Below are 22,248 nucleotides of genomic sequence, written 5' to 3' on the forward strand. Positions count from 1 at the left end.
CATGACCAGCTACGTCGCACACCGCAACACGACCTTCGACCTCGGCATCGCCGCGGCCGCCTATCGCATCGTCACCAAGATCGCGGATTGGCGCGATGCCCGCGTGACCCGCCGCGCACTTTATGCGCTGTCGGACCACGAGCTTGAGGATATCGGCTTGTCACGCAGTGACATTCAGTTGGTTGCCAGGCGCTCCAACCGCGCCTGAAGCGATCGATCCGCGCGCCGGAGGGTCAGCGTGCACCAATCGCCGATATCTTCGCGATGGTGCACCGCGACACCCACGTCCGCGTAACGGGAAATGACGTCCTCCGCCTGATCGGTCAGCAGGCCGCTCAGGATCGCGTATCCGCCGGGCCGTAGCGCCCCTGAGAGCTCCGCCGCGAGATCGATCAACGGACCCTTCAGAATATTGGCGAAGATGAGATCGAATGGCGCCGCTGCGGCCAGCACGGGGTGATCGAAGCCCGTGGCTTCGACGCAATCGACTTTACCGTCCAAACCGTTGGCGATGACATTGGCGGCCGCGACCTCAACCGCCACAGGATCGATATCGCTTGCGACGATTGTCCCTGAGTAAATTCGGGCAGCCCCCATGGCCAGCACGGCGGTGCCGCACCCGATATCGGCAACAGCTTCCGCGACAAACCCATCATTCGCCAATCGGTCCAACGCCCGCAAACAGCCGAGCGTTGTACCATGGTGACCGGTTCCGAACGCCATCGCGGCTTCGATCAGCAATGGCTCGGCGCCGACCGGCACCTGATCCGCATCATGCGAGCCATAGACAAAGAACCGCCCCGCCTCGACCGGGCGCAACTCCCGGCGAACCTTGGCGACCCAATCAGTCTCTGGCAATTCAGACACCACAAAGGGTCTTGCGCCCATGGCCGCCGCAAGCAGATCCAGCGCCACGCCGTCGGGCTGCTCGGTGAAGTAAGCGCCGATTTCCCACAAGCCGGAGCCGTCTTCCATCTCGAACACCCCGACACCGGTCGGTTCCGGCTGCAGGGTCTCCATGGCCTCTCCCAGTCGCTCCGCTGCTTCTTTGCCCGGAAGCGTTGTCAGCGCCGTGAATGTGGCCATGGTCTCTCGCTCTTCATGCTGTAAAGGATCGCCGTCAGCCAGATCTTCAGGCCGTCGCGCGGGTCACGCAGGTTGTTTCATGGAAGGCAAAGCGTCGCAAGCAATCTCAAAAGCGCGGATCTGCCGGCGCTCCGTTATTGAGCGGGGGCCGGGACTACGCCCGAGAAGATCGTCTCATATCCTGGCACCGGATGCCTTGGCACCATGAGCGCGAGAAGAAGCGACACGGCGGCCATGCCCGCGGCCAACAGGAAGACCGCACCCGGCGAGACGAGCCAGAGGTATCCAAGCGCCGCAGGCAGGAATACAGCGGCAATATGGTTTATGGTGAAAGCCACGGCCGCGGTCGGCGCGATATCGCCCGGATCGGCGATCTTCTGGAAGTAGGTCTTGAGGGCAAGGGCTAGGGCGAAAAACAGATGATCCACCACATACAAGATCGCCGCCAGAACAAGCCCCCAGCCGAAGTAATAGATCCCGCCATACGCAAGGAAGACGGCAATCAGGCCAATGTACTCAAAAGCCAGCGCCTTTCGCTCCCCAAAGACACGCACCGCGCGCCCCATGATCGGAGCAAAGAGAATGTTTGACACGAGGGTGGCGAGGAACAGCAACGTGATCTCATGCACGTCAAAGCCAAAGCGCTCAACCAACATGAACCCTGCAAAGACGACAAAAATCTGACGGCGCGCGCCGGACATGAATTGTAGCGCGTAATAGAGCCAGTATCGGCGGCGCAGAACCATGCGTTTGACCTGCGGGTTTGGCGAGGCAAACTGCGGATAGGCCAGCAGGGCAAAGAGCGCGACCAGCGCCGTAATGCCCCCCGATACGAGGTACACGATGTTGTACGTCAGGCCGAGCGCGTCCCAACTCAGAATGATGACCCCATAGGCAACCAATGTCGCAGCCGAGCTTGCGGAGAGGATCCAGCCCAGCATCTGCGGCGCCCGCTCCCGGTCGAGCCATTGAAGTTGCAGCGACTGGTTCACGGTTTCGAAATAGTGGAACCCGATCGAACTCAGCATGGTGATCGTGAGAATGCCGCCCATCGAGGGGAAGTGTGCGGTGAGGGCTGTCGCCACCCCCAGTAGGATCAATGCGACAAGCCCCAGAACCTGCTCACGCACGAAAAGGAGGATCGCGATGACGCCCACCGCGAGAAATCCAGGGACCTCCCGCACGGTGTGGAGCCAGCCGATGTCAGATCCATCGAAGCCCGCGACCTCCACGACGAAGTTGTTGAGAAGCGCGGACCACGTGGCGAAAGCGATGGGCATGGCCGCCGCCATCACGAAGAGAAGTGTGACCGGCCGCCGCCAAAAGGGCAAATGCGCCGCGTCTGAGAGGGGAAAAACTTGCGTCATATCTCGCATTTACGGCCAACCCGCGGCGGGGGCGAGAAAAATCTGCCGCCGCGGGGTATTTCTGTGCTCTGCCGATTTCAGGGGATAATTCGGCTGTATTTTGTGCCTTCAAGTGTCGCGCCAATGCGCAGCCCGGCTTGACCGAAGACAACGGCGATCACCGGCGCCGAGGTCGTATTGGTATCGGCGCGCATATTTTCGCCCCGATCCTGCACCACATATTCCACATCCGCGCCGAGCGCCCATCCCGGTGAGCGGCGGAATCGCATCAACGCCTCGTCTGTCATGAAAAACAGGACGTGAGCATATTGCTGGGCCCCGACCTGAAGGCCGAAGTTGGCGGTTGTCGCAGAGTAATAGTCGACCGTGGTTCCGCCCACGCGCAATGCACCGCGGCCAAAGCTGCCACCGATCCCGAGGCCGGCTTCGGTCACCAGCGGCATCACGAGTTGACCCGCTGACTTGTCGCCGAGATCGCGCGTTCCAGGGAATTTGGAGTAGAGGTAGGACAGGGTGGAGTCGACGCGCGCGTCGAGCGAAGCTGCGCCGGGGGCGCCCACGCCATTGTTGCACGCGGCCAATAGGCCCGCCATGCCCAAGGTGCCAAGGGTAAAGCTGCGCCGGTTCAGTCTGCTCATGAGTTTGCCTTTTCGTTGGATAGGGAAATGCCTCGACACACGCCGGGCCCGTAGCCCGATCTTGGGTTCAACCATACCGGTATCGCGCGGCGCTGTCACGGCCCCGCGATTCGCTCGGCAGCCCCTTGCGGGAAACGCTTGCCAACCTTCGAGGCTTACCCTATACGCGCGACATTCACTTCGCAGGTGCGGGCGGGCTGCCCGGGGGAGACATCCCCGGCGGTCCACCGGTTGGCGCATTCCGCGCTACACCCCGCACCGAGGCGCAAACCGGAAAGGATACGGACATGGCTCTTCCAGAGTTCTCCATGCGTCAGCTGCTTGAAGCTGGCGTTCACTTCGGCCACCAGACGCAGCGCTGGAACCCCCGCATGGGCGAGTTCATCTACGGCGGCCGCAATGGCATCCACATCATCGACCTGACCCAGACGGTCCCGATGCTCGACGCGGCGCTCAACGCGATCCGCGACGTCGTCTCCCGCGGCGGTCGCCTTCTCTTCGTCGGCACCAAGCGTCAGGCGGCACAGCCCGTCGCGGATGCAGCCGAGAGATGCGCCCAGTACTACATGAACCACCGCTGGCTCGGCGGCACTCTGACCAACTGGCAGACCGTGTCCAAGTCGATCAACCGTCTCAACGAGATCGATGAGAAGCTGGCCGGCGGCGCCGAAGGTCTCACCAAGAAAGAGCGCCTCGGCATGGAGCGTGATCAGTCCAAACTGCAGGCCTCGCTCGGCGGGATCCGCGAAATGGGCGGGCTGCCCGACATGCTGTTCGTCATCGACGTTAAGAAAGAAGCACTCGCGGTCGCCGAAGCCAACAAGCTCGGCATCCCGGTTGTTGCCATCGTCGACACCAACTGCTCGCCCGACGGCATCGACTATATCATCCCCGGTAACGATGACGCGGCGCGCGCAATTGCGCTTTACTGCGATCTGGTGAGCCGCACGGCACTCGACGGTACGGCAGAGCAGCTTGGCGCCGCAGGCGTTGACATCGGTGCGTTCGAAGAGGCCCCTGCTGAAGAGGCCATCGCCGAAGAAGCCCCCGCAGAGGCCTGAGCCGAGGCGTCATCGAACCGTCACAGGGCGCGGCAATAACCAGTCGCGCCTGACACCCGTAAGACATCGAGGAGAGCCGAGATGGCGATCACTGCTGCACTTGTAAAAGAACTGCGCGACACGACTGGCGCAGGCATGATGGATGCGAAAAAAGCGCTGACCGAAACCGATGGTGACATGGAAGCGGCCGTCGACTGGCTGCGGACCAAGGGTCTCGCGAAGGCGGCGAAGAAATCCGGGCGCACCGCGGCCGAAGGTCTCGTGGCCGTAAAGGTCGACGGAACGGTTGGTGTGGCTGTCGAAGTCAACGCCGAAACCGATTTCGTGGCCAAGAACTCCGAATTCCAAACGATGGTCGCGCAGATTGCCGACGCCGCCCTTTCCGTGAAGGACGTCGACGCGCTGAAGGCAGCCGACCTTGGCGGCAAGACTGTCGAAGACACGATCACCGCCAAGATCGCAACCATCGGCGAGAACATGGGGCTTCGACGCATGGCGCGCCTCGAGGGGGAAACGGTCGTTTCCTATACTCACAACGCCGCCGCCGAAGGCATGGGCAAGATCGGCGTTCTCGTCGCGCTCAAGGGCGGTGACGAAGCGTTTGGCCGTCAGGTCGCAATGCATATCGCGGCTGTGAACCCGGCCTCCTTGTCCGAAGCGGACCTTGATCCGGCAATCGTCGAGAAAGAACGTCAGGTTCAGATCGAAATCGCCCGTGAATCCGGCAAGCCCGAGCAGGTCATCGAAAAGATGATCGTGGGCCGCATGAAGAAGTTCCTCTCCGAAGTGACGCTTCTGGGTCAGGACTTCGTCGTGAACCCCGATCTGACCGTGGGCAAGGCCGCCGAAGAAGCTGGCGCCGAAATCCTCGGGTTTGTTCGGCTTGAAGTCGGCGAAGGCATCGAAGTCGAGAAAGAAGACTTCGCGGCAGAGGTTGCAAAGGCCGCTCAAGGCTGATCGACCCCAATACCATTTTGGAAAGGCGCGCCCCCGGGCGCGCCTTTTTCATTTTCTGACCACGTGATCCAGAATTGCCGCGAGCCCGGCTGGATCGGCAAAGAAAGGGGAGTGCCCCACCGGCATCTCGCTTATATCCTGCCGGGGCCAATCCGCGGTCATCTCCTCCTGAAACTCCGGCGGAATGGTCCGGTCATCCGTGCATCGGACGTAGTGGCGGGGCACATGGATACCGCGCGGATCAAATGCCGTCTCCTGTGGTAAAACCGCCTGCGGACCGAGGCGCGGGATGGCGTAGGCCACGGCCTCAGACGGGCAATCGTGGTAGAACACCGCCTCGGCCTTTTCCGGATCGATGGTGAAACTCCGACGATCATCAGACAGGCGCACTGCGTGCATGAGCGGTTGGCGCGGAGCCTCGCGGCGGCGCTCCGCCAGCGTCAATCCCGCTTTTGGCACATAGGCGCAGAGATAAACGAGCCCGGCGACGTTCGACGCATCAAGATCCGCCGCCCGCGTGATTGGATAGCCCGCCATGGAATGCCCGACCACAACCGAAGGCCCCTCCATCGCGCCAAGGATTGCCTGCGCATAGCGGTCGAGCGTCACGTCCGCGAGGGGCGTTGTGTCCTCCCCATGGCTGGGCAGGTCAATCGCACGGGCCCGATGGCCGAGCGCTTCGAGTTCGGGGATCAGATCGCGCCAACACCACGCGCCGTGGCACGATCCGTGTACCAGGAGAATCTCAGCCATTCGCGTGGCCGACGGCCGCGATGAACTCCGACAGAATGCGCGCGTATTCCTCTGGCTGTTCGACACACGGCAGATGCCCTGCCCGCCGGATGAGCGCAAATTCGGCCCCGGGTATGAGATCGACGGTTTCCCGCACAAGATCGGGTGGGGTTGCGCCATCTTCGGACCCGGCGATTCCAAGCGCCGGAAGTCGAAGGCCCGACGTGGGGGTCAGGAAATCGGCCCCCTGAATTGCGGCGCAGCACCCGGCGTACCCTTCAACCGGTTGGCGAACCAGCATGTTACGCCAAGCATGGAAAGGTGCCGTTTCGCGGAACTCTGCGGAAAACCACCGTTCCATGGTTCCATCGGCCAGCGCTTCGATCCCCTCATTCCGAACCCCGTCGATCCGGCTCTGCCACATCTCGCGCGTGCCGATTTTGGCCGCCGTGTTCGACAGAACCAGCGCGCGCACGAGGTCCAACCGTTTGGCGGCCAGCCCCTGTCCGATCATGCCCCCGATGGAGAGCCCTACGAAAAGCACATCCCGCAGACCAAGATGATCGATCAACCGCTCGGCATCGGTGACAAGTCCGCCCATCTTGTACGGACCCGGCGGGCAGGACGAGAGCCCGTGCCCCCGCTTGTCGTAGCGGATGAACTTCAGCCCCGCAGGCAGCAACGGCAAGACTTGGTCCCATAGCCGCAGGTCGGTACCGAGTGAATTGGAAAACACTACTGGCGCACCATCGGGATCACCATCGATGCGATAGTGCAGTTTCACCTCGCCAAGGTCGGCAATCAGCATGGGTTTGTCCTTTCGCTTGATCTCAGTCTCTCGGAGAGGGTTTTCGGGTTTGTTCCCAGCCCCCTGACCCGCCCCGTCTGACGTCGTCCGAAGCGTCATACAAGATCAAGCGCCCTGCGAAAGACATCCGGATCGACATTTCCGCCAGAGAGTGTCGCGATTGCGGTATGCCCTTCAAAGGCTTCTGGCCGGAACAAGGCCGATGCCAAAGCCACCGCGCCGCCCGGTTCGACCACGAGGCGCAAGTGGCGGAACGCAAGGGCCATCGCCCTGAGCACTTCGTCATCCTCCACCACAAGGCCGGGTCCGCACAGACGGGAAAGGATCGGAAGGGTGAGCGTGCCGGGTGTCGGGGTCAGAATGGCGTCGCAAAGGCCGCCGCCGGTCTGGGCGTTGAACTGCTTGCTGCCGGAGGCGAGGGAGCGGGCGACATCGTCAAACCCGGTCGGCTCGGCGGGGCGTACGCGCATTTCCGGTGCATGTGCCTCGAGCGCCAAGGCGATGCCGGACGTAAACCCACCGCCGCCGCAGCAGACGACGACCTCAGCCTCACGCACGCCCATCTCTGCTGCCTGTTCGGCGATCTCCAGCCCCGCAGTCCCCTGGCCGGCAATGACCTCTGGATGATCATATGGCAGGATCAGCGTCAAACCGCGCTCTTCAGCGATGCCTGCCCCAAGCGCCTCTCGGTCGCCGGTTGCCCGGTCATAGAAAACCAGTTCCGCCCCATAGGCTCGCGTCCCGTCGATTTTTGATCGTGGGGCGTCAGAGGGCATGACGATCACTGCGTGAACCCCAAGCGCCCTTGCTGCGCGCGCTACCCCCTGCGCATGATTGCCGGACGAATAGGCAATGACCCCGCATGCCCGTTCTTCTGCTGTGAGGGCCGAGATCGCGGCCCAGCCCCCGCGTGCCTTGAAGCTGCCCGTATGCTGCAGGCATTCGGCTTTTACCAAGACCCGCCGCCCGGCGATTGCATCCAATGCAGCCGATGACAGCAATGGCGTGCGGCGAACGTTGCCCCGAAGGCGTTCGGCAGCGGCCTCGATTCTGGTGATATCCAAGGCGGCGCTCCTTATGTCAGCCGGTCGATCCATGCCCGCAGCGCAGCGAGCGACGTTGGTTCGTCGAGAAACGGCACATGCCCGCGCCCTTCTACCTCGGCAACGATCATATCCGGTCTGCGGCGGCGCATCTCGGCCAAGGTCTCAGTAGACAGGATGTTGGAATTTGCCCCCCGAATGCAGGCAACCGGAATGGGCCCGAACATGTCGAACAAGGGCCACAGATCCACCGGCGGCGCGTCGAATGCAGCGAGTATGGGTTCTTTCAGCCGGGGATCATAGCGCAGGGCAAGACCGCCCTCCCTCTCCTCAAAGAGGTGTTCGACCTCCGCCCGCCACCGCTCCGCCGGGACATCGACGAACCCCGGCAACGCGGCGGCACGGGCGCTCGCGGCATCTTCGTACGAGGTCCAGACCGGCGCGCGGCCGATATAGGCGCGAATGGCCTGAAGTCCCTCCTCCTCGATCTTTGGACCAATGTCGTTGAGCGCGACCCCCATCAAACGATCCGGTGCCGTGGCCGCGAGGACATGTGCGACAAGACCGCCCCGCGACGTGCCGAGGATCGCCGCGCGCTCGATCCCAAGATGGTCAAGCAATTCGAGCACATCGCGCGCTTCGACCGGAATGGAGTAGGTCGCAGGATCGGCATGATCCGATTGGCCGCGCCCCCGCGCATCGAGGCGCAGCAGGCGAATGTCCCGAAGGTGCGGCGCGACGAAATCAAAATCGCGCCCGCTGCGCGTCAGCCCCGGAAGCGCGAGGACAGGGAGGCCCGATCCTTCGTCCTCGTAATGCAACGAGATCCCATCGGATGTCACGAACCGGGGCATCAGCCGAGCAAATCCGGCAACGCGCCAAGATCGTCCAAGATGTGCGCAGGCCGTCCGGGGAGCCGGTCCACAGGCTCGTTCCGGCGATTTACCCAGACCGTGTTGAATCCGAACAGCGATGCCCCCGCCGCATCCCAGCCATTCGAGGAAACGAACGTAACCTCTCCCCGCTCACAACCAAATCGGTCCAGAACAAGCTGATAGGTTTTTGCGGCGGGTTTGTAGATGCCGACCGCCTCCACCGACAGAAGATCGTCCAGCAGATCACCGATCCCCGCGCTTGCGGTCGCCGACGACAGCATCTCCGGAGCGCCATTTGACAGGATCGCGCAGGTCTGTCCTCTTTCGCGTAATTCCGTCAAGGTGGTGCGAACTTCAGGATACGCCTCCAACTCAAGATACAGGGTCAGAAGGCGCTCACGCAGTTCGGGATCCTCGTGCAGGCCGTGCCGCTCCAGCGCCCAGTCGAGGCTCTCTTGCGTCACCTGCCAGAAATCCGCGTGCTGGCCCACGATGGCGCGGTGCCACGTGTATTGCAGTTGCTTGAGGCGCCAATCCTCGGCCAGCGCCATCCAGCAAGCTGCCAGTCCATCCCGCCCCGGCTCCTCTGCAGCGGCACGGGCAGCGGAGCCCACGTCGAACAACGTCCCATAGGCATCGAATATGACAACTTTGCACGCCATGGCGATCTCCGTCGAGTGACATCCCTTTGCGGCGCAACGTGGCATGCTCGGCGCGCGGAGAAAAGAGCGCTTGGTTTGCATCGGGCGGACCGAGCCCCTAAGTTAGGGGCACGATCTCATGAGGGAGCACCCGCGATGGACAGTCGGCCTCCCCAAACTCATCCCCGAAAAAGCTGAAAGGAACGCACGATGGCGGAAGCCAAGACAGGCGACACGGTTCGCATCCACTACACCGGGACACTCCGCGACGGGACCACATTCGATACGAGCGACGGGCGCGATCCGTTGGAATTCACCGTGGGTTCCGGCCAGATCATCCCCGGCCTCGACAAGGCGATCGAAGGCATGGCCGTCGGCGACAAACAGACCGTTGAAGTCCCCTTTGCCGAGGCGTATGGCGAATCCCGCCCCGAGGCGCTTCAGGCAGTGCCACGTCAGGAAATCCCCGCCGAGATCCCGCTCGATCCCGGCACGCAGTTGCAGGTCCAGACTCCTGATGGCCAGACCCTGCCGGTTACGGTCGTTGAAGTCACCGAATCCGAAGTGACACTTGATGCGAACCACCCGCTCGCAGGCAAAGACCTCATTTTTGACGTCGAACTCGTCGAGATCGCCTGATCTCCGATCCGCCCCCGGAAACTGATGGATCAGTTTCCGGGGAGCAGGATCACTTCAACGCACGCAGCCGCTTTATGAGTGACGACGTATCCCAACGCCCCCCTCCCATCGACTGCACGTCCTTGTAGAACTGATCCACGAGCGCCGTGACGGGCAGCGAGGCGCCCGTCTCATCCGCAGTTTTCAGACAGATCGCCAGATCCTTGCGCATCCAGTCCACGGCAAAACCGTGTTCGAATTCATCCGCGAGCATCGTCTCATACCTGTTCGACATCTGCCAGCTTCCCGCCGCACCTTGGCTAATGACGTCCACGACCGACTTTCCGTCCAGTCCGGCGCATTCCGCGAAATTGAGCGCTTCGGAAAGGCCCTGAACCAGCCCGGCGATAGCAATCTGGTTACACATCTTGGTCATCTGGCCCGCGCCGCTTTCGCCCAGACGGCGACAGATCCGCGCATAAGCCCCGATCACCTCTTCCGCGCGGGCGTAAGGCTCTGCCTCGCCGCCGCACATCACGGACAACGCGCCGTTTTCCGCGCCAGCTTGCCCGCCGGACACCGGAGCATCGATGAAGGCGATACCGCGCTCCGCCGCGGCGGCGTGCAATTCGCGGGTCACTTGCGCCGAAACGGTCGTATGATCGACGAAAATCGAGCCCGTCTCCATTCCAGCGAAAGCACCATTCTCGCCGAGGCAAACGCTTCGCAGGTCGTCATCATTGCCAACGCAGGCCATCACAAAAGCCTTGCCACGTGCCGCGTCGCGCGGCGTAGTGGCAGCGGTGCCCCCATGTTGCGTGGCCCATGCCTCTGCTTTGCTCGTCGTGCGGTTATAAACTGTCACCGCATGGCCCTTCGCCGCAAGATGCCCCGCCATGGGATAGCCCATCACCCCCAGCCCGAGAAACGCAACGTCTGACATCGAAATCCCCTTCCCCTGTTCCCTTGTCCCCCCGTAGCCGATTGGATACCAAACCGCTACCCCTCCGCCGCCAACCGAAAGGCCGCGCATGCCCATTCTGTTTCGTTGGTTATTTCGCATTGCGACAGGTCTTGTCTTCCTCGTCGCGCTGGCCGTCGTGGGGGCCGTGTACTTCGCCTCGCGCTCCTTGCCGGACTATGACCGGGATGCCGAAGTTTCGGGATTGGCGGCGCCGCTGGAAATCGTTCGAGACACGGCAAACGTTCCCCATATCTTCGGGGAGAACGATCGGGACGTCTTCTTCGGGCTTGGCTATGCCCATGCACAGGATCGCCTCTGGCAGATGATGACGATGCGGCGCACGGCGCAGGGTCGACTTTCGGAGTTGTTCGGGCCGGAAACGCTGGAGATCGACACCTTTCTGCGACGGCTGGATCTCTACGGTCTCGCGGTGCAATCGGTCGCGGTTCAGGACGAGAAAACGCTCAACCTGCTCAAATCCTATTCCGATGGGGTCAACGCGCGTCTTGCGCAAATCAATGAGGAAGCGCTCGGACGCGGCGCGCCGGAGTTCTTTCTCTTTTCCACCGAAATCGCACCCTGGACCCCGGCGGACTCCCTCGCGGTGCTCAAACTCATGGCATTACAGCTTTCGGGCCAGATGCATCAGGAGGTGATCCGCGCCCGGATCTCCCTAGTACTGCCCGAGGAACGGGTACGCGATGTACTGCCGGATGCGCCGGGGACCGGGCTGACCGAGTTGCCTGAATATGCGGCACTTTTCCCGGGAGAAGACCTGCCCCGCTTCGCGCAGCATACCAACGAGGCGCGCCATCCGCTCATGCCGCTCGCTCCTCGCGGGCTGGGCGGCGCGTCGAATGTCTGGGCCGCCTCCCCCTCCCGCTCCGCAGCGGGCGGAACTTTGCTCGCCAACGACCCTCACCTCGGCTTCACTGCGCCCTCCACCTGGTATCTTGCACGGCTGGAGCTTGCGACAGGAGGGGTGATCGGCGGTACGATCCCGGGGCTGCCTGTGATCCTGACGGGGCGCAGCGCCGACCTCGGCTGGGGCCTGACCACCACCTATCTGGACGATCAGGATATCTTCATCGAGAAATTGAACCCGGACAATCCCGACGAATACCTTACCCCCAAAGGCTACCGTCCCTTCCGGACACGGGCCTCGATCGTGCAAGTCAAAGACGCCGAGCCCGTGACACTGACCTTGCGGTGGACCGAAAATGGCCCCGTCCTGCCGCCAGATGCCTTTGATCTGGGCAAGATCACCCCGAAAGGCCACGTGACCAGCCTTGCGTGGACGGCGCTTTCCAACCGAGACACCTCCTTCATGTCTGCCGTCGCCATCATGCGGGCCAAATCCGTCCAAGACGCGATTGATGCAGGCGAAGGGTTCATCGCACCGGCGCAGAACCTCGCACTTGCCGATACCCGCGACATCGCCCTGAAGGCCATCGGTGCCATGCCGCGTCGGCGTGCGGAACATCAGAGCAAGGGCCGGCTCCCCTCACCCGGCTGGCGTGAGGAAAACCGTTGGGATGGGTTTCTGGAATACGCCGACAACCCGGAGTTCATAGCGCCCCCGGGCGGAATCCTCGGGAACACCAACAACAAGCTGCTGGATCGGCCATTCCCGGAGCATGTCACATTCGATTGGGGCGACAGCCAGAGGGTCCAACGCTGGGAACGGCTGATGCAATCGCGCGAAGTTCACACCCGCGAAAGCTTCATCGAAGCGCAACAAGATACCGTGAGCATCACCGCACGTACCTTGCTTCCCCTCATCGGCGCGGATCTGTGGTTCACGGGTGAGGCCGCACCGGAAGGCACACCACAGAGGCAACGACAGCGCGCTCTCTCGCTGCTTGCCGAGTGGAATGGGGAGATGAACGAGCACCTGCCCGAGCCTCTGATCTATGCCGCGTGGATTCGCGCGCTACAGGATCGGTTGATCCGCGATGAGCTTGGGCCACTCGCGCATGAATTCACCCATGTCGAGCCTCTGTTTATCGAGCGGGTCTATCGCAATGTCGACGGCGCGGGGATCTGGTGCGATGTCCTCCAGAGTGCGGAGAAGGAAAGCTGCACGGAAATCGCCCGTGCAGCGCTTGATGACGCGCTGGTCTGGATCGCAGAGCGATACGGCACTGCGCTGGAATCACTTCGCTGGGGGGATGCGCACGAGGCGACGCACGACCATCAGGTGCTTGGGGGCGTCCCGATCCTGCGTCATTTCGTGAACATCCGCCAATCGACAAGTGGCGGCGACAACACCTTGCTGCGCGGTCGCACGCGCGGAACGGGACCGGACCCCTTCACCAACGTACACGGCGCAGGGTACCGGGGCGTTTATGATTTCGCCGATCCCGACAGTTCCGTCTTTGTCATAGCGACGGGCCAATCGGGGCACCTTTTGTCGCGGCACTATGACGATCTGGGGGAACTCTGGCGTCGGGGGGAATATGTGCCCATGTCGCTTGATCCCGACCTTGCCCGCGCGGGCGCCACCGGCATCACCCGGCTGACCCCGCGATAGGCCACGCGGTCAGTCGATAACACCGACCGTGGAGAAGCCACATTGCTCGGCGATCTTGCCGTAGGCCGCAGTGAACCCTGCGAGAGACGCTTGATAAAGTACCACCCCGTCCGCGGTGATCCAGAGCGTCGATGCGTCGCGCATGGTAGAGAGCATCGCGCGGGCATCACCATGATGCGGCTGCACCGTCGCCCAAGCCAACCCCTCGTAGTTGTATCCGCCGCTCGCGTAGCCTTCGGTGTACCAATTCGTATCGAACTGGAACAGCACCCGCTGGCCGTTCTGCATCACCGTCGCATGACCGCGTGGGGCATACTCTTCCATCATCGGAGCGGGATAATAATAAGGCGGCAGCGCATCGCCGTTGGAGACTTGGAGTTTCACAACCGGCATGCCGTCGCCACCGGTCCACGCCTGACATGTGACGCGATAATCCTCGCCGGTATCAACCGCCTCGACCATGACCTGCCAGTCGCCATAGGACCAATAGCTGCCCTGCGCCTGCAGTAACCCGGGCAAGACGCCCAGAACAATTGTCATCAAAATCCGCATCGTCATCCCCAATCGCTTACGCTTCAGGGGGTTAGGGCTAGGATCTGATCGTGAATATCCGGTTCACAGCCGATATGCGAAGACGTTCAGAGATCGCGATAACGGCGCTCTTGCAATGCGGTCCATGTCACGTCGATTTCCACGCTGTCCTCACCCCGCCGCTCGGCATCCACCACGCCCTGCTCAAAGAGCCAAGCGCGTCGGCGACCATCCGAATGCGGAAGGACGAGGGTCTGCGAGGTCTTGGCCCCCTCAAGTGCGACGGTGACCCGTTCCAGCAGAGCCTCCATCCCTTCGCCGGTCCAAGCGGAGATGGCTACAACGTCATCCTGACGCGCGGCGGCGGTGCGCAACGTCGCGATCTGATCCTCGTCGAGCCGGTCCATCTTGTTCCAGACCTCGAAGATCGGTGTCTCTTCAGCGATTCCCAGACCACGAAGGATTTCATTCACATCCTCGGCCTGCTCCTCCGCCTCGTCGTGCGAGATATCGCGGACATGCAGGATCAGGTCCGCAGAAAGGACTTCTTCGAGTGTGGCGCGGAAGGACGCGACCAGCTCCGTCGGCAGGTCGGAGATGAACCCCACCGTATCGGATAGGATGACTTCCGGCCCATCGGGCAGCTTCACGCCGCGCATGGTCGGGTCCAGCGTGGCAAAGAGCATGTCCTTGGCCAAGACCTCCGCCCCGGTCAGACGATTGAACAGGGTCGATTTGCCCGCGTTGGTATAGCCCACCAGCGCGACGATCGGATAGGGCACTTTAGCCCGGGCATCGCGATGCAGCTTGCGGGTCCTGACCACCTTGTCGAGTTGGCGGCGCAAGCGAACGAGTTGCTCGTCAATCGCGCGCCTGTCCGCCTCGATCTGGGTTTCGCCGGGGCCGCCGACAAAACCGAGCCCGCCGCGCTGACGTTCAAGGTGGGTCCAAGCCCGTACGAGGCGGGTACGCTGGTAGGAAAGCGCGGCCATCTCGACCTGAAGCACACCCTCGCGGGTGGCGGCGCGGTCGGAGAAGATTTCGAGGATGAGTCCCGTCCGGTCGAGGAGTTTGACCCCCCAAGCCTTCTCCAGGTTGCGCTGCTGTACGGGGCTGACTGGCCCGTCAACCAGTACAAGATCGACCTCCTCGGCCTCAATGCGTGTTTTCAGCTCCTCAATCTTGCCGGAGCCGAACAACATGCCGGGATGAGGTTTCTGGAGGCGAATGATATCCGCGGCCACGATTTCCAGCCCGGGAAGCGCGGCGGCAAGCGCGACAGCTTCCTCGAGCGCAGGCGCGGCATCGCGGCGCTGCGTGTCGGACTTGATGTCCGGGTGAAGGACGAACGCGCGGGTGTCGGGCGTTCCGGTGTCTGTGAGGCTCAATTGCCCTCTTCTGAATCGTAGAGGTTGATGGGTTGGGACGGCATGATGGTCGAAATCGCGTGCTTATACACGAGTTGCGACTGGCCGTCGCGACGCAATAGCACACAGAAGTTGTCGAACCAAGTGATCACGCCCTGTAGCTTTACCCCGTTGATCAGAAAGATCGTCACGGGGATCTTGGTTTTGCGGACGTGGTTGAGAAATGCGTCCTGCAGGTTTTGCTTGTCGGAAGCCATAAAAGTTTGCCCTTTTTTCTTGCCTGTCGCGGACCCGTCCCTGATTCACGAAATTATGGAGTGCGGATGCGGGAGATTCCACCCTAAAAAACAAGGTCTTTTCCGAATCGGGCGTGGGCGCCTCACCTAGCGTCGCCAGAAGTTGGGATTGAAGAGCGCAATGATGGCCAACGTCTCCAGCCGGCCCAGCACCATCGCCGCACCAAGAAGCAGCTTTGCAGGGTCGGTCAGAGCCCGGTAAGAGAGCCCTGTCTCGGACGCGACCTCAAGCAGCGGCCCCGTCGTTGACAGGGTTGCGACGGCGAGGATCATCGCGTCGTCAAGCCGCACCCCCGTGGTGGCCAGAGCAAGCACCACCGCCGTGATGGATAGCGCGAAGAGCATGAAGAAGATCCACGCGATAAAGGCGCCCTGCCGCCGGATTCTCCGACCCAATCGCCCCCCGGCGGCCACAGAGGACGGATGCACCAGCCGGTCGATTTCCCGCAATCCATGCAGATAGAGCGCAAAGACCCGCAGCAGTTTCACACCGCCCGCAGTGGTGGCGACCCCGCCGCCGATGAGCGCAAGCCCCACGAGAATAAGACCCGGCGTGGGAAGACCGGACCACCCCGAGGCGGTCTCCCACTCGGTCGACACGAACCCGGTTGTCGTCAGAAAGGAGAGCGCGGTAAAGAGGCTCCCCCAAAGAGCACGCAGGCCGCTCACGGCATCGGCACCCTCGTTGACTTCGATCGCGCCGAACCAATGGCGCAGGAAAAGGGCTCCGGGAACCAGCAGCAGCAACCCGATTGCGAAGCGAAATTCCGGGTCGGCATAAAGTTGCCTCGGCAAGGTATGCCCTGTTTCGCGCCCCGCGACCAAGCGTGTGACGCCAAAGAAAAGGAAGACGAACATAAACGCCTCTCCCACAAGGCCCGATGCCCCAAAGCTCAGCCCGCCCTGCGGGGAGATGCCGGAGGTCGACACAGTACTCATCGCATGGCAGAGCGAAACGAGGGGACCGTCGCCTGCGATCAGCAGCAGCACCCACAGCGCCAAGGTGATGGCGAGATAGATCGGTGTAAAGCTGCGGATGGCGCGCCCCATGCGGCCCATCGCGTCGCGTGACCCACTTTCCCGCGCGAGGCTGGTAAGCGTCTCGCCGGGCTCGGCCGCGGAGGTGATTTCGAAACCGCCAAGGTTCATCGGGGCCAGCAGGGCCACTGCAACCACCCAGATGAAGAACCCGCCCAGCCACGCAACCATAGCCCGCCAAAGATGCAGGACGGGAGGAAGCCGTTCCGCGCCTTCAAAAAGGGTCGCCCCGGTTGTCGTGAGGGAGGAAACCATTTCAAAATAGGCGTTGAGAAAGGTGGTTGATCCTACGGCCTCATGGAATGGCACCGCGAGCAGTCCGGGGAGCAAGACATAAGTGCCAAGGAGCGTCAGCAACTGATCACGCGGCCGAAAAACCGAAGCGCGAGGCCCGAGAGCCACGGCGATGAAGGTGGTGAGGATGAGCGTCAAGATAGCCGCGTAGAAGAAACTGCGCGAAATATGATGCTCTTCCTGAACCAGCGCGATCGCGGCGGGCACCAGCATCGCAAGCGCACTGCCCCCGACGAGCAGGAGGAAAAGCGGCAGCGCTGCGATCCGGGTCCACATCCGGTCAGAAGAAGTCGATCGAGACCTGAAGCAGCCGTTCGACCTCAGGTACATCCGCCGACAGGGCAAAGATCGCGACCACATCGCCCTCTTCGATCCGCGTATCCCCGTGGGGCCGCACGACCTTGTCGCCCTTCAGAATACCCCCGATGAGCACGCCTTCGGGAAAATCGACTTCCTGAATACGCTGGCCGGAAAGGGGCGAGGTCGACAGCACCTGCGCTTCGATGACCTCCGCCTCGGCATCACCGATGGAATAGACGCCCCGCACCCGACCATGCCGGATATGCCGAAGGATCGACGAAACCGTTGTGGCACGCGGGTTGATATAAGCGTCGATGCCAAGCGGCTCCATCAGCGGGATCAAGGTCGGATCATTGACGAGGGCAATGGCCATCGGACAACCCGCCGACTTCGCGCGAACCGAGGCCAGAAGGTTGGTTTTGTCGTCATCCGTCACGGCCAGCACCGCATCGGCCCGCTCGATACCCGCCTCGCTCAGCAACTGAGAGTCCAGCCCGTCTCCGTGCAGAACGATCGTGCGTTCCAACGCATCCGCGGCACGTTCGGCGATCTTGCGGCTCTTCTCGATCACCTTGGCGCGAATGCGGTTGACCCGCTCCTCCAGAGATTTCGCAACGGCAAGGCCGACGTTGCCGCCGCCGATGACCACGACACGCTCCTGCTTGCGCTGCGTTTTTCCGAAAATTTCCATCGTGCGGGGAACGTCATCGTTATGGACAAAGACATAAGCCGCATCGCCGGGAAAGAGTTGGTCGCCGGGTTCGGGAACGAAAAGAGTGCCCTTCCGGCGCACTCCGACGACGATGGCGCGCAGCGTGGAGAAGAGATCCGTGAGTTGCCGGAGCGGCGTGTTGATGACCGGACAGTTCTCTTCGATCGTGATGCCGATGAGTTGCGCCTTGTTGTCGAGGAACTGTTCGATATCGAAGGCGGCCGGCGCTGAGAGACGCTGCAACGCGGCCTCCGCAACCTCGCGTTCCGGGCTGATGACCACGTCAATGGGCATGTGGTCGCGGCGGTAAAGATCGGAGTAGATCGCATCAAGGTAGGACTGGCTGCGAAGCCGTGCGATCTTGCGTGGCACCGAAAAGACCGAATGGGCGACCTGACAGGTCACCATGTTGACCTCATCGGAATAGGTGGCGGCAATGACCATGTCGGCATCGCGCGCACCCGCACGGTCCAAAACGTCGGGATAGCTGGCAAAGCCGGTGATCGCCTGCACATCAAGGGTATCCGTGGCACGGCGCACGAGATCGGGGTTGTTGTCCACCACGGTGACGTCGTTACGCTCACCTGCCAGATGGCGCGCGATTTGCCATCCAACCTGACCCGCCCCGCAAATGATGACCTTCATGTCTGCTTTTCCCGGTCGTTGCGAACCTGATGGATGGCAGAAGGGTCCGGGGCGGTCAAATCAATTGTCCCTAGCTGCCGAACGCCTCTTCGGGTTCTGCCTCAAGGCGGGCAATTCGGCCCCCGCCCTTTGCTGCGGTGACCACTCCGAGGGATTTGAGCTTGCGGTGCAAGGCGCTGCGTTCCATCCCGACGAACTGTGCCGTCCGAGAGATATTCCCGCCGAAGCGATTGATTTGGGTCAGAAGGTACTCCCGCTCAAACGCCTCGCGCGCTTCGCGCAATGGCAACGTCGCGAGGGACCCGGAAAGCACCACGCGCTCGTCACCGTCCTCGGTGTCGGGCGCGCCGGAAAACTCCCGCGGCTCGATCGGCCCGACGCCATCGCCAAGGATCAGGGCCCGCTCGATCATGTTGCGGAGTTGGCGCACGTTGCCCGGCCAGACCATCGTCTGGAGCATGGCGCTGGCCTCTTCGCCAAGCTCGCGCAGGGGCAATCCTTGGGTCTTGTGAAAGTCCACGATGAAGTGTTCGGCCAGAACGGGAATGTCCTCCCGTCGCTCTTCCAGAGAAGGCACCTCAATGGGCACCACGTTAAGCCGGTGATAGAGTTCCTGCCTGAAATGCCCTTGGTCGATTTCCGCAACGAGATCGCGGCTCGTGGCGCTTAGCACGCGCACATCGACCCGAACCTTGTCGCCACCGCCAACACGTTGAAAGGTTTGGTCGACGAGCACCCGCAAAATCTTGGATTGGGTGCCGGGGGGCATGTCGGCCACCTCATCAAAGAAGATCACGCCACCATGCGCTTCTTCGAGCAGGCCCGGCTCAACCCCACGGCCAGAGCTTTCGCGCCCGAAAAGCACTTCTTCCATACGCTCCGGCTCTATCGCCGCGCAGTTGAGGGTCACGAAGGGGGCATTGGCGCGCGCCGAATTGGTATGGATATACCGCGCGGCGATTTCCTTGCCGCTCCCCGACGCGCCGCGCAGCATCACCCGCCCGTTGGACCGCGTTACCTTGTCGAGTTGGCTCTTGAGCGTTTTGAACGGCGCGCTTCGACCGATCATTTCCGCGCTGATCACCTCACGGCGGCGCAGCGCAAGGTTTTCGCGCCGCAAGCTGGAGGTTTCCATGGCGCGGCGAATGACGACAAGAAGTTGTTCGATGTTGAAGGGCTTCTCGATGAAGTCATAGGCCCCTTGCTTGATTGCCGCCACGGCGATCTCGATATTGCCGTGCCCCGAGATGATCACGACCGGAATATCCGGGTTGTCGCGCTTCACGGTCTTGAGAATGTCGATCCCGTCCATCCGGCTGTCTTTCAGCCAGATGTCCAACACGATCAACGAGGGTTGCTCCGCATTTATCGCGTTCATGCACTCGTCCGAATTTCCCGCAAGACGGACGGCATAGCCTTCGTCTTTCAGGATATCCCCGATCAATGCGCGAATGTCGCGCTCGTCGTCCACGATCAGAATGTCACTCATGATGCCTCTCTGCGCTCGTATTCTTTTAGGTCCAGGCTATTCAGCGGCAGCGTGATCACTGCGCGCGCTCCAGGTTTTGCACTCTCGTCAAATGGCTCTGCATCCTCCAGAAGGAGGGTCCCGCCATGCTCTTCGATGATCTTGCGGACGATGGGCAGGCCAAGCCCGGTCCCCTTCTCCCGCGTTGTCACGTAGGGCTCGAACAGCCGCGCCCTGTCCTCGGGGAGTCCGATCCCGTTGTCCGATACCGTGATCACGACCGCATCCGGCCTGCGCAAGAGAGCCACCCGTATTTCCGGCTTATGCCCCTCGGGCGCACCGGCCATACGCAGACTTTCGATGGCCTCACCGCCATTCTTGATCAGGTTCGTCATTGCCTGACGCATCATCGTCTCATCCAGAGACGCCGTCATGCCCATTTCCGGCAGTTCCGCTGATATTCTAACCCCCGGCTGGCCCGCCTGTTGCAGCAGTACCGCCTCGCGCACGAGATCGCCCAGATCGACGCGCCGCCGATCCGGCTCGGGCATACGGGCAAATTCCGAAAACTCGTCCACGATACGGCGCAGATCGCCCGTCTGGCGTATGATCACTTCGGTCATCGCCTCAAGGCTTTCGCCGTCTTCCCCCAATCTCGAGACAAACTTGCGCCGGATGCGCTCCGCCGAGAGCTGAATCGGGGTGAGCGGGTTCTTGATCTCATGCGCAATCCGCCGCGCAACATCACCCCATGCGGCCATCCTCTGCGCACTCACGAGATCGGTCACATCGTCGAAGGCCACCACGTATCCTTCGAGCCCTCCATCCTCCGCACGCCGCGTCGACATGCGCACCAGAAGATGCTCAAGCTGGCCAGCCCGTGTCACCTTGATCTCCCGCTGGATCCCCTCCTGCTTGGTACGGCGCAGTTCCTCGAAGAGATCGTCGAACTCCGGCACGGCCACTTGCAGCGGAGCTTCGCGCGGCCCGTCTTCGAGTTGGAGCAGCCGTTCGGCAGATCGGTTTACGAAGGTAATCTTGCCACTCGCATCGACGCCCACGACCCCGGAGGTCACTGAAGACAGAACGCTGTCGAACAGACGGCGGCGGCGCTCAATCTGGCGGGTGTTGTCCAATAGGGTTTGACGCTGGCCCTTCAACTGCTCTGTCATGCGGTTGAAATAGCGGCCCAGAAGGGCAATCTCGTCCTCTCCCTGATCTTCGGGGACCCGCACGTCGAGATTGCCCGCGCCCACCTCCTGCGCCGCGCCCGCAAGACGCCCCACGGGGCGCGCAAGACGTTCGGCGAACCAGAGCCCGACCCAGATCGCCGCGAGAACAAGGATCAGCGAGAACCCGAGATACAGCACGCCAAACTCGAACAGCAGCCGACCGCGATCGCTTTCGAGTTGCTGATACAGCGACACCGTTTCCTGCGTGTCGTCCAGCAGGCTGAGCAACTCCCCATCGACCGTTCGGCTCACATAGAGATATCTGTCGACAAAAGCTTCCAGCGGCACAAGGGCGCGGAATTCGTTATTGTCCCAGTCCTCGATTACCGCCACGCCGTTTTCGGACGCGGCGGTGAACACCTCTGCTGCGGGTTCTTCGTAATCGAAAAGATAAGAGCGTTCTCCGCGCGCGCGGATTTCGCCGGTGCCGTCAATGACGAAGGCCTCACGGAGGCCGCGCTGCACCTGGCTTTGACCCTGCCCGAGGACCTGTCTGATCGTTCCGTCAGACATGAAGTAGGTGTTTCGCCGCATGGCATCGATGAATCTCGCAAGCGCAAGCGAGTCTTCCGAAAGATCCTCGCGCTGCTCCTCTTCATAGGCCTGAGCGGCGGCGAGCGATGCGCCGACCACTTGTCGCACACGATCAGAGAACCACCCTTCCAACCCAAAATTCACCGTCACTGTCGCGAAAATCGCCACCGTCACTGTTGGTAGAAGGGCGAGAAGGGCAAACACCCGCATAAGGCGAAGGTGCAGATGAGAGCCGGAGGCGCGATCACGCCGGGCAGCAATCATCCGGACCACACGTTGCGCCACCAGCGCGGCAACCACGATCACATAGACCATGTCCGCCAGCAGAACGACCCGCAGGCCGCGGGACGCATGCCCCAGATCCATCGGACCCAGCACCAAAAAGGTCGCAATGACAAGCGCCGGGCCAAGAAGAACCAGCCCAACCGTCACCGCCGTCCGGAGACGCCGGATGCGAAGAACTCGGTCCCACGTCCAGCGGGAGCGTGCGCGTCGTGTCGCCAGTGTC

General features: G+C 62.1%; 21 protein-coding genes. 5 read left to right on the plus strand and 16 right to left on the minus strand.

Annotated elements, in window-relative coordinates; translation table 11 throughout:
• Window position 1: 1 nt before the first annotated feature.
• Window positions 2-208 carry a DUF1127 domain-containing protein gene (locus BM234_RS07195; RefSeq protein WP_092062448.1) on the plus strand — a complete coding sequence of 69 codons (207 nt, stop codon included), beginning with the start codon at window positions 2-4 and terminating at the stop codon, window positions 206-208.
• Here the strand turns inward: BM234_RS07195 and BM234_RS07200 are convergent.
• The 3 genes from BM234_RS07200 to BM234_RS07210 form a co-directional block, all read right to left on the minus strand.
• Complete coding sequence (locus BM234_RS07200) at window positions 175-1,086, minus strand: 50S ribosomal protein L11 methyltransferase (RefSeq protein WP_092062451.1); 912 nt, start codon at window positions 1,084-1,086, stop codon at window positions 175-177. The two genes, BM234_RS07195 and BM234_RS07200, sit on opposite strands and share 34 nt — an antisense overlap.
• Before the next feature lie 134 nt (window positions 1,087-1,220).
• Window positions 1,221-2,453, minus strand: a complete 1,233-nt coding sequence (locus BM234_RS07205; RefSeq protein WP_092062454.1) for an MFS transporter — start codon at window positions 2,451-2,453, stop codon at window positions 1,221-1,223.
• Between the two features lie 77 nt (window positions 2,454-2,530).
• Window positions 2,531-3,091: a lipid-binding SYLF domain-containing protein gene (locus BM234_RS07210; RefSeq protein WP_092062457.1), complete on the minus strand. Its 561-nt coding sequence runs from the start codon at window positions 3,089-3,091 to the stop codon at window positions 2,531-2,533.
• 287 nt (window positions 3,092-3,378) lie between these two features.
• Between BM234_RS07210 and rpsB the strand changes: the two genes are divergently transcribed.
• A complete protein-coding gene (gene rpsB / locus BM234_RS07215; RefSeq protein ID WP_092062460.1) occupies window positions 3,379-4,152 on the plus strand; it encodes a 30S ribosomal protein S2 in 774 nt (257 codons plus the stop codon).
• Between the two features lie 81 nt (window positions 4,153-4,233).
• On the plus strand, window positions 4,234-5,109 hold the full coding sequence (tsf, locus tag BM234_RS07220) for a translation elongation factor Ts (protein ID WP_092062463.1): 876 nt from the start codon (window positions 4,234-4,236) through the stop codon (window positions 5,107-5,109).
• A gap of 48 nt (window positions 5,110-5,157) precedes the next feature.
• On the opposite strand, the gene BM234_RS07225 is transcribed toward tsf, so the two are convergent.
• The 5 genes from BM234_RS07225 to BM234_RS07245 form a co-directional block, all read right to left on the minus strand.
• On the minus strand, window positions 5,158-5,862 hold the full coding sequence (locus BM234_RS07225) for an alpha/beta fold hydrolase (protein WP_092062467.1): 705 nt from the start codon (window positions 5,860-5,862) through the stop codon (window positions 5,158-5,160).
• Window positions 5,855-6,649, minus strand: a complete 795-nt coding sequence (gene pcaD / locus BM234_RS07230) for a 3-oxoadipate enol-lactonase (RefSeq protein WP_092063270.1) — start codon at window positions 6,647-6,649, stop codon at window positions 5,855-5,857. The genes BM234_RS07225 and pcaD overlap by 8 nt, the downstream gene beginning before the upstream one ends.
• A 95-nt stretch (window positions 6,650-6,744) precedes the next feature.
• Window positions 6,745-7,713: a threonine ammonia-lyase gene (locus tag BM234_RS07235; RefSeq protein WP_245752540.1), complete on the minus strand. Its 969-nt coding sequence runs from the start codon at window positions 7,711-7,713 to the stop codon at window positions 6,745-6,747.
• 11 nt (window positions 7,714-7,724) lie between these two features.
• On the minus strand, window positions 7,725-8,546 hold the full coding sequence (locus tag BM234_RS07240) for an alpha/beta fold hydrolase (protein ID WP_092062473.1): 822 nt from the start codon (window positions 8,544-8,546) through the stop codon (window positions 7,725-7,727).
• Window positions 8,546-9,229: a haloacid dehalogenase type II gene (locus tag BM234_RS07245; RefSeq protein ID WP_092062476.1), complete on the minus strand. Its 684-nt coding sequence runs from the start codon at window positions 9,227-9,229 to the stop codon at window positions 8,546-8,548. Before BM234_RS07245 ends, BM234_RS07240 begins: the two co-directional genes overlap by 1 nt.
• Before the next feature lie 189 nt (window positions 9,230-9,418).
• Between BM234_RS07245 and BM234_RS07250 the strand changes: the two genes are divergently transcribed.
• The gene (locus BM234_RS07250; protein WP_092062479.1) at window positions 9,419-9,847 is read left to right on the plus strand and encodes an FKBP-type peptidyl-prolyl cis-trans isomerase; all 429 of its coding nucleotides are present in this window, start codon (window positions 9,419-9,421) and stop codon (window positions 9,845-9,847) included.
• A 49-nt stretch (window positions 9,848-9,896) separates the two neighbouring features.
• On the opposite strand, the gene BM234_RS07255 is transcribed toward BM234_RS07250, so the two are convergent.
• The gene (locus BM234_RS07255; protein ID WP_092063273.1) at window positions 9,897-10,769 is read right to left on the minus strand and encodes an NAD(P)-dependent oxidoreductase; all 873 of its coding nucleotides are present in this window, start codon (window positions 10,767-10,769) and stop codon (window positions 9,897-9,899) included.
• A gap of 88 nt (window positions 10,770-10,857) precedes the next feature.
• Here BM234_RS07255 and BM234_RS07260 point away from each other — a divergent pair, with 88 nt between their 5' ends.
• The gene (locus tag BM234_RS07260) at window positions 10,858-13,323 is read left to right on the plus strand and encodes a penicillin acylase family protein (protein ID WP_092062482.1); all 2,466 of its coding nucleotides are present in this window, start codon (window positions 10,858-10,860) and stop codon (window positions 13,321-13,323) included.
• Between the two features lie 9 nt (window positions 13,324-13,332).
• Here BM234_RS07260 and BM234_RS07265 read toward each other — a convergent pair whose 3' ends face one another.
• From BM234_RS07265 to BM234_RS07295, 7 genes are all read right to left on the minus strand, one after another.
• Entirely contained in the window at window positions 13,333-13,863 is a 531-nt protein-coding gene (locus BM234_RS07265; protein ID WP_139226777.1) for a hypothetical protein, read from the minus strand.
• Window positions 13,864-13,961: 98 nt separating this feature from the next.
• Window positions 13,962-15,242, minus strand: coding sequence for a GTPase HflX (gene hflX / locus BM234_RS07270; RefSeq protein WP_092062488.1), 1,281 nt, complete (start codon window positions 15,240-15,242; stop codon window positions 13,962-13,964).
• The gene (gene hfq, locus BM234_RS07275; RefSeq protein WP_092062491.1) at window positions 15,239-15,478 is read right to left on the minus strand and encodes an RNA chaperone Hfq; all 240 of its coding nucleotides are present in this window, start codon (window positions 15,476-15,478) and stop codon (window positions 15,239-15,241) included. Before hfq ends, hflX begins: the two co-directional genes overlap by 4 nt.
• Before the next feature lie 126 nt (window positions 15,479-15,604).
• Window positions 15,605-17,125 carry a TrkH family potassium uptake protein gene (locus BM234_RS07280; RefSeq protein ID WP_092062494.1) on the minus strand — a complete coding sequence of 507 codons (1,521 nt, stop codon included), beginning with the start codon at window positions 17,123-17,125 and terminating at the stop codon, window positions 15,605-15,607.
• A gap of 4 nt (window positions 17,126-17,129) precedes the next feature.
• On the minus strand, window positions 17,130-18,506 hold the full coding sequence (trkA, locus tag BM234_RS07285; protein ID WP_092062497.1) for a Trk system potassium transporter TrkA: 1,377 nt from the start codon (window positions 18,504-18,506) through the stop codon (window positions 17,130-17,132).
• 70 nt (window positions 18,507-18,576) lie between these two features.
• On the minus strand, window positions 18,577-19,995 hold the full coding sequence (gene ntrX / locus BM234_RS07290) for a nitrogen assimilation response regulator NtrX (RefSeq protein ID WP_092062500.1): 1,419 nt from the start codon (window positions 19,993-19,995) through the stop codon (window positions 18,577-18,579).
• Window positions 19,992-22,244: a sensor histidine kinase NtrY-like gene (locus BM234_RS07295; RefSeq protein WP_245752555.1), complete on the minus strand. Its 2,253-nt coding sequence runs from the start codon at window positions 22,242-22,244 to the stop codon at window positions 19,992-19,994. Before BM234_RS07295 ends, ntrX begins: the two co-directional genes overlap by 4 nt.
• Between the last annotated feature and the right edge of the window lie 4 nt (window positions 22,245-22,248).

Origin of the sequence: Poseidonocella pacifica (assembly GCF_900111875.1) — a bacterium.
Lineage (GTDB): Bacteria > Pseudomonadota > Alphaproteobacteria > Rhodobacterales > Rhodobacteraceae > Poseidonocella > Poseidonocella pacifica.